Source organism: Streptomyces anatolicus (assembly GCF_019400875.1).
Classification (GTDB): Bacteria; Actinomycetota; Actinomycetes; order Streptomycetales; family Streptomycetaceae; genus Streptomyces; species Streptomyces anatolicus.
Genome location: NZ_WMBF01000428.1, coordinates 1 through 5,496 on the forward strand (window position 1 = coordinate 1; position 5,496 = coordinate 5,496).

Genomic DNA, 5,496 nt, shown 5'->3' on the forward strand with positions numbered 1-5,496 from the left:
CGCCCGCCTCGCCCGCAGCGCGCGCCTCGCGCGCCTCGCGCGCCTTCCGTGCCTTCCCCCGCCCCACCTGCGTCCGCACCGCGCCCATGCTCGCCGCGATGACCAGGGAGATCGCCAGCGCCTCGGCCACGGTCAGGGCCTGGCTGAGGACGAGGAACCCGGCGACGGAGGCGAGGGCCGGTTCCAGGCTCATCAGGATCGCGAAGGTGTGCGAGGGAAGGCGGCGCAGCGCGAGCATTTCGAGGGTGTACGGCAGCACGGACGACATGACCGCGACGACCGCGCCCAGCGCCAGCGTGCCCGGCTCGACCAGCTTCGCGCCCGACTCGACGATCCCGAGCGGCAGGAAGAGCACCGCCGCGACCACCATCGCGAGGGCGAGGCCGTCGGCCTGCGGGAAGCGCCGGCCGGTGCGCGCGCTGAAGACGATGTACGTCGCCCACATCGCGCCCGCGCCCAGCGCGTAGGCGACGCCGACCGGGTCGAGGCCGCTGAAGCCGCCCCCGCCGCCCAGCAGGAAGACACCGCAGAGCGCGAGCCCGGCCCAGATCAGATTGACCGCGCGGCGCGAGGCGATGACGGAGAGCGCGAGCGGCCCGAGGACTTCCAGGGTGACGGCGGGGCCCATGGGGATGCGGGCGACGGACTGGTAGAAGAGGCCGTTCATCCCGGCCATGGCCACACCGAAGGCGACGACCGTGCCCCAGTCGGCGCGGGAGTGGCCGCGCAGCTTCGGCCGGCAGACGGCGAGCAGGACGAGCGCGGCGAAGGCGAGCCGCAGCGTCACGATGCCGAGCGCCCCGGACCTCGGCATCACGCTCACCGCGACCGCGCCGCCGAACTGCACGGATATCCCGCCCGCGAGCACCAGCCCCACGGGCCCGAGCCGGGCACGGAGGCTGCTCGCGGCACCACTGGGGGCGGCTCCACTCGGGGCGGCCTCGGCACCCGAAGCGCCCTGAGCACCCTGAGCCCCCTGCACGCCCTCGGCGGTCGCCGCCGCACCGGCGACTTCCGGCTGCTGGGCCACCACGGGGGCCGCGGCCGGTGCCGCCTGATCGCTGCGCGAGACGTTCACGCCTGAGCCTTCCTGCCGTTGCCACCACTCCCCGCAGTCCAGTGTTCTGGACTACGCCGTCCAAGGTAATGGACCAGGACAGGATTGTGGAGCGCTTTTGCTCCTGTACGCAACCCAGGCCTGCCTAAACCGTCTCCAGCGCCTCCGCCAGGACCTCCGCCAGATGCCGCCCCCGCACCCCCGCCAGCTGCCCCAGCTGCGTCCGGCAGGAGTAGCCGTCCGCGAGGACCACTGTCTCGGCCGGTGCCCGCCGCACCGACGGGAGCAGCTGTTCCTCGGCGCAGGCCGCCGACACCGCGTAGTGCCCCCGCTCGAAACCGAAGTTCCCGGCGAGTCCGCAGCAGCCGCCGCTCAGCTCGCCCGCAAGGCCTGCCTTCGTGCGCAGCCGCCGTTCCGCCGTGTCGCCAAGGACCGCGTGCTGGTGGCAGTGCGTCTGGCCGGCGACCGGGCGGCCGATGTGCGGGGGCCGCCAGTCGGGGGCCAGCTCTTCGAGGGCCTGCGCGAAAGTGCGGACGGACGCGGCGAGGCGGTGGGCGCGCGGGTCGTCGCCGACCAGTTCGACCAGGTCGGTCTTGAGGGCGGCCGCGCAGCTCGGCTCCAGGACGACGACGGGCGTGCCCGCCGCCAGGAGCGGGGCGACCCGGTCCAGCGTGGCGCGCAGCACCGCGCGGGCGCGGTCGAGCTGGCCCGTGGAGACGTACGTGAGTCCGCAGCACACCCCCTTCGGCGGCAGTTCGACCGTCAGCCCGGCCGCCTCGAACACCCGTACCGCCGCCCGGCCCACGGCGGGCGAGAGGTGGTCGGTGAAGGTGTCGGGCCACAGCACCACCCGCCGAGCCCCCTGCCGCTTCGGCCGCCCGCGCCACCACTGCCGCAGAGTCCGTGGCGCCACCGCCGGAATCGACCGCTCCGGCGCGATCCCGCCGAGCCGCTTGCCGAGCGCCGCGAGCGGGCCGATCCGAGCGAGGGCGTTGACGACCGGAGCCGTGCGGGTGAGGGCCATCGCCCGCAGCCAGCGCGGCAGCCACCCCATCGCGTAGTGGGCGGCGGGCCTGCGGCGCCCTTCGTAGTGGTGGTGCAGGAACTCCGCCTTGTACGTGGCCATGTCGACGCCCACCGGACAGTCCGACCGGCACCCCTTGCAGGACAGGCAGAGGTCGAGCGCGTCCCGTACCTCCGTGGAGCGCCAGCCGTCCGTCACCACCTCGCCCGCCAGCATCTCGTGCAGCAGCCGCGCCCGGCCGCGCGTGGAGTGCTCCTCCTCGCCGGTCACCCGGAAGGAGGGGCACATGACGCCGGTGGGCGAGGACGCCGTCGCCGTACGGCACCTGGCGACCCCCACACACCGCCTGACCGCCGCCGAGAAGTCCCCGCCGTCGTGCGGGTAGCCGAAGGCGACGTCGACGGGCTCGCGTGGCAGGGGCGCGAACCGCAGACCGGCGTCGAGGGGCGCGGGCCGCACCAGCATGCCCGGGTTGAGCAGGCCCGCCGGGTCCCAGACGTCCTTCACGCGCGCGAAGAGGGCGACGAGGTCGGGCCCGTACATCTTCGGCAGCAGCTCCGCGCGGGCCTGTCCGTCGCCGTGCTCGCCGGAGAGCGAGCCGCCGTGCGCGACGACCACGTCCGCCAGCTCCTCGGAGAAGCGGCGGAAGCGCGCCACGCCCTCGGTGCTGAGCAGATCGAAGTCGATGCGTACGTGAATGCAGCCGTCCCCGAAGTGCCCGTACGGCGTGCCGCGCAGCCCGTGTGCGGCGAGCAGCGCCCTGAAGTCCCGCAGATACGCGCCGAGACGGGCGGGCGGCACCGCGCAGTCCTCCCAGCCGGGCCACGCCTCGCTGCCATCGGGCATCCGGGTGGCGGTGCCGCTGGCGTCCTCCCGCACCCGCCACAGCGCCCGCTGCCGCGCCGGGTCGTCGACGACCACGGCGTCGAGGACGTCGGCGGCGCGCACGATCGTCTCGGCACGCGCGCGTGCCTCGGCCGCACTCGCGCCGCCCGTCTCCACGAAGAGCCAGGCGCCGCCCCGGGGCAGGGCGTTCTCCTGCGAGGTGCCGCGCACGAGGTCGGCGGCCATGCCCTCGACGGTCAGCGGGCCGTGCGGCAGGAGGCCCGCCGCCGCCTCGGCCGCCGCGTTCTCGTCCGCGTACCCGAGAACGGCGAGGGCCCGCGCGCGGGGTGCCTCGACGAGACGTACGACCGCCTCGGTGACGATGCCGAGCGTGCCCTCCGAGCCGCAGAACGCGCGGGCCAGGTCGGCGCCGCGCTCCGGGAGCAGCGCATCCAGGGCGTAGCCGGAGATGCGGCGCGGCAGGTCGGGGAAGCCGGTGCGCAGGAGGGCCAGGTCGCCCTCGACCAGGGTGCGCAGGCCGTCGGGGGCGCTGTCCCAGCCCTGGGCGAGGCGGAGGGTGTCGCCCGGCGAGGTGAGGACCGACAGCTGGCGGATGTTGTCGGCCGTCGTCCCCCAGGCCACCGAGTGCGCGCCGCAGGAGTTGTTGCCGATCATGCCGCCGAGGGTGCAGCGGCTGTGCGTGGAGGGGTCGGGGCCGAAGGTCAGGCCGTGCGGGGCGGCGGCCGAGCGCAGGTCGTCCAGGACGAGGCCCGGCTGGACCACGGCCGTGCGCGCCTCGGGGTCGAGGGAGAGCAGGCCGTTCATGTGCCGGGTGAAGTCGAGGACCACGCCGGTGCCGGTCGCCTGCCCGGCGATCGACGTGCCCGCGCCGCGCGCCACGACCGGCACGGCACGCTCCCGGCAGACCTCGAGTGCCGCCCGCACGTCGTCGGCGTCGCGCGGGGCCACGACGGCGGCCGGTACGCGGCGGTAGTTGGAGGCGTCCATGGTGTGCAGGGCGCGCGCGGTGACGGAGAGGTCCACCGCGCCGCGCACGGCCGCGCGCAGGGCTCGCTCCAGGCCGTGGGGGTCCCCGAGGGCGCCGGGGCCGCCGGAGTCCTTGAAGCGGCCGGGGTCACCGAAGTCGCCGTCGAGGTCGCTCATGGGTCCAGAATGCCCCCGCTACGACCCCCCGGTGCCACCTCGCCTCACCCGATATGTCACGATCCGGAAGGGAACATTCCCAACACGCTCATCAACTCTCCTATAGTGACCAGAACTTGAGCAGAGTGTGTCGCTTCCGATCGAGGACCCCGATTGATGACCGCGCCAACCCCCATAGCGCGCCCCGGGACGGAGCGCCCTCCGCTGCGCCCGGCCGCGCTCGTCCTGCTGGCCTGTGCCCTCGTCACCGGGGCGCTCGCCGGGACAGCCGTCGCCGTCGCGCCCGCGTCCGCGCGCACCCCTCTGGCCTGGGGCGCGAGCGCCGCCGCCGTCGCGCTCAGCGCCGCGGTGACCGTCGCCTTCCACGCCTTGCGGGCGCTCGCCCTGGCACGCCGTCAGCTGGCCGCCGCCCAGCAGGAGACCGCCCGCCTCCAGCAGGAACAGGCACGGCGGGCCGCCGAGTTCGGGCAGGAGCACGCCCGCCTCACCGCCGCGCACGCGCGTGAACTGTCCGAGCTGACCGCCGAGCAGACCCGGGTGCGGGAGGAACTCATCTCCGAGCACGCCCGTGTCCGGGAGGAACTGACCGCCGAGAACGCCCGCGTCCAGGCGGAACTCACCGCCGAGATCACTCGCGTACGTACGGAACTCACCGCCGAGAACACCCGCGTGCGTACGGAACTCACCGCCGAGAACACCCGCGTGCGGACCGAGCTGACCGCGCGCGTGCGCACCGCCGAGTCCGAGCGGGCCGCCGCGCTCGCCGCGTGCGCCAACGCGGCCGGGCGTATGCAGGCGCTCGCCACCGGCATGCTCGCCGACCTTCGCGAGATGGAGGGCAGGCACGCCGACGAGGACGTCCTCACCGACCTCCTCCACCTGGACCACAGGACCGCGCAGGCCGGCCGCATCGCCGACTCCGTGGCGGTACTCACCGGCGCCCGCTCCGGGCGCCGCTGGGCCCGCCCCATCGTCATGGAGTCGATCCTGCGCGGCGCGATGGGCCGCATCGGCGGCTACCAGCGGGTGCGCGTCCACTCCGCGAGCGAGGTCGCGGTCGCGGGCCACGCCGCCGAGGGCGTCATGCACGCCCTGGCGGAACTCCTCGACAACGCCGCGAACTTCTCGCCGCCCACCTCCGAAGTGCACGTCTACATCGAGGAGGTCGCGTCCGGGGTCATCGTCTCCGTCGAGGACAGCGGCCTCGTGATGGGCCCGGTGCAGCAGCGCCGCGCAGAGCGTGCCGTGTCCGGCGAGACGACGGGCCTCGGCGGCCTGAGCGGCACCCGGCTCGGCCTCGCGGTGGTGGGCCGGCTCGCCCGCAAGCACGGTCTGACGGTGTCGTTCCGCCCCTCGGCGCGCGGCGGTACGGGCGTACTCCTGCTGATCCCGCAGGAACTGCTCTCCCGCCCCTCGGACCCGACCC

Annotated in this window: 3 protein-coding genes; 1 reads left to right on the forward strand and 2 read right to left on the reverse strand. The window is 74.9% G+C overall.

Annotated features, from left to right (window positions below; all coding sequences use genetic code 11):
* Both GKQ77_RS26660 and GKQ77_RS26665 read right to left on the reverse strand, forming a co-directional pair.
* The coding region (locus GKQ77_RS26660; protein WP_372459989.1) for an EamA family transporter at positions 1-982 on the reverse strand (982 nt) is incomplete at its 3' end.
* A 220-nt stretch (positions 983-1,202) separates the two neighbouring features.
* Positions 1,203-4,070 carry an FAD-binding and (Fe-S)-binding domain-containing protein gene (locus GKQ77_RS26665; protein WP_219691481.1) on the reverse strand — a complete coding sequence of 956 codons (2,868 nt, stop codon included), beginning with the start codon at positions 4,068-4,070 and terminating at the stop codon, positions 1,203-1,205.
* A gap of 156 nt (positions 4,071-4,226) precedes the next feature.
* Between GKQ77_RS26665 and GKQ77_RS26670 the strand changes: the two genes are divergently transcribed.
* On the forward strand, positions 4,227-5,496 hold a 1,270-nt coding region (locus GKQ77_RS26670; RefSeq protein WP_258022012.1), incomplete at its 3' end, for a sensor histidine kinase.

What these genes read in the sequence shown, in the direction of transcription:
- GKQ77_RS26665 (WP_219691481.1), bottom strand. Translation starts at nt 4,070, where the DNA reads ATGAGCGACCTCGACGGCGACTTCGGTGACCCCGGCCGCTTCAAGGAC.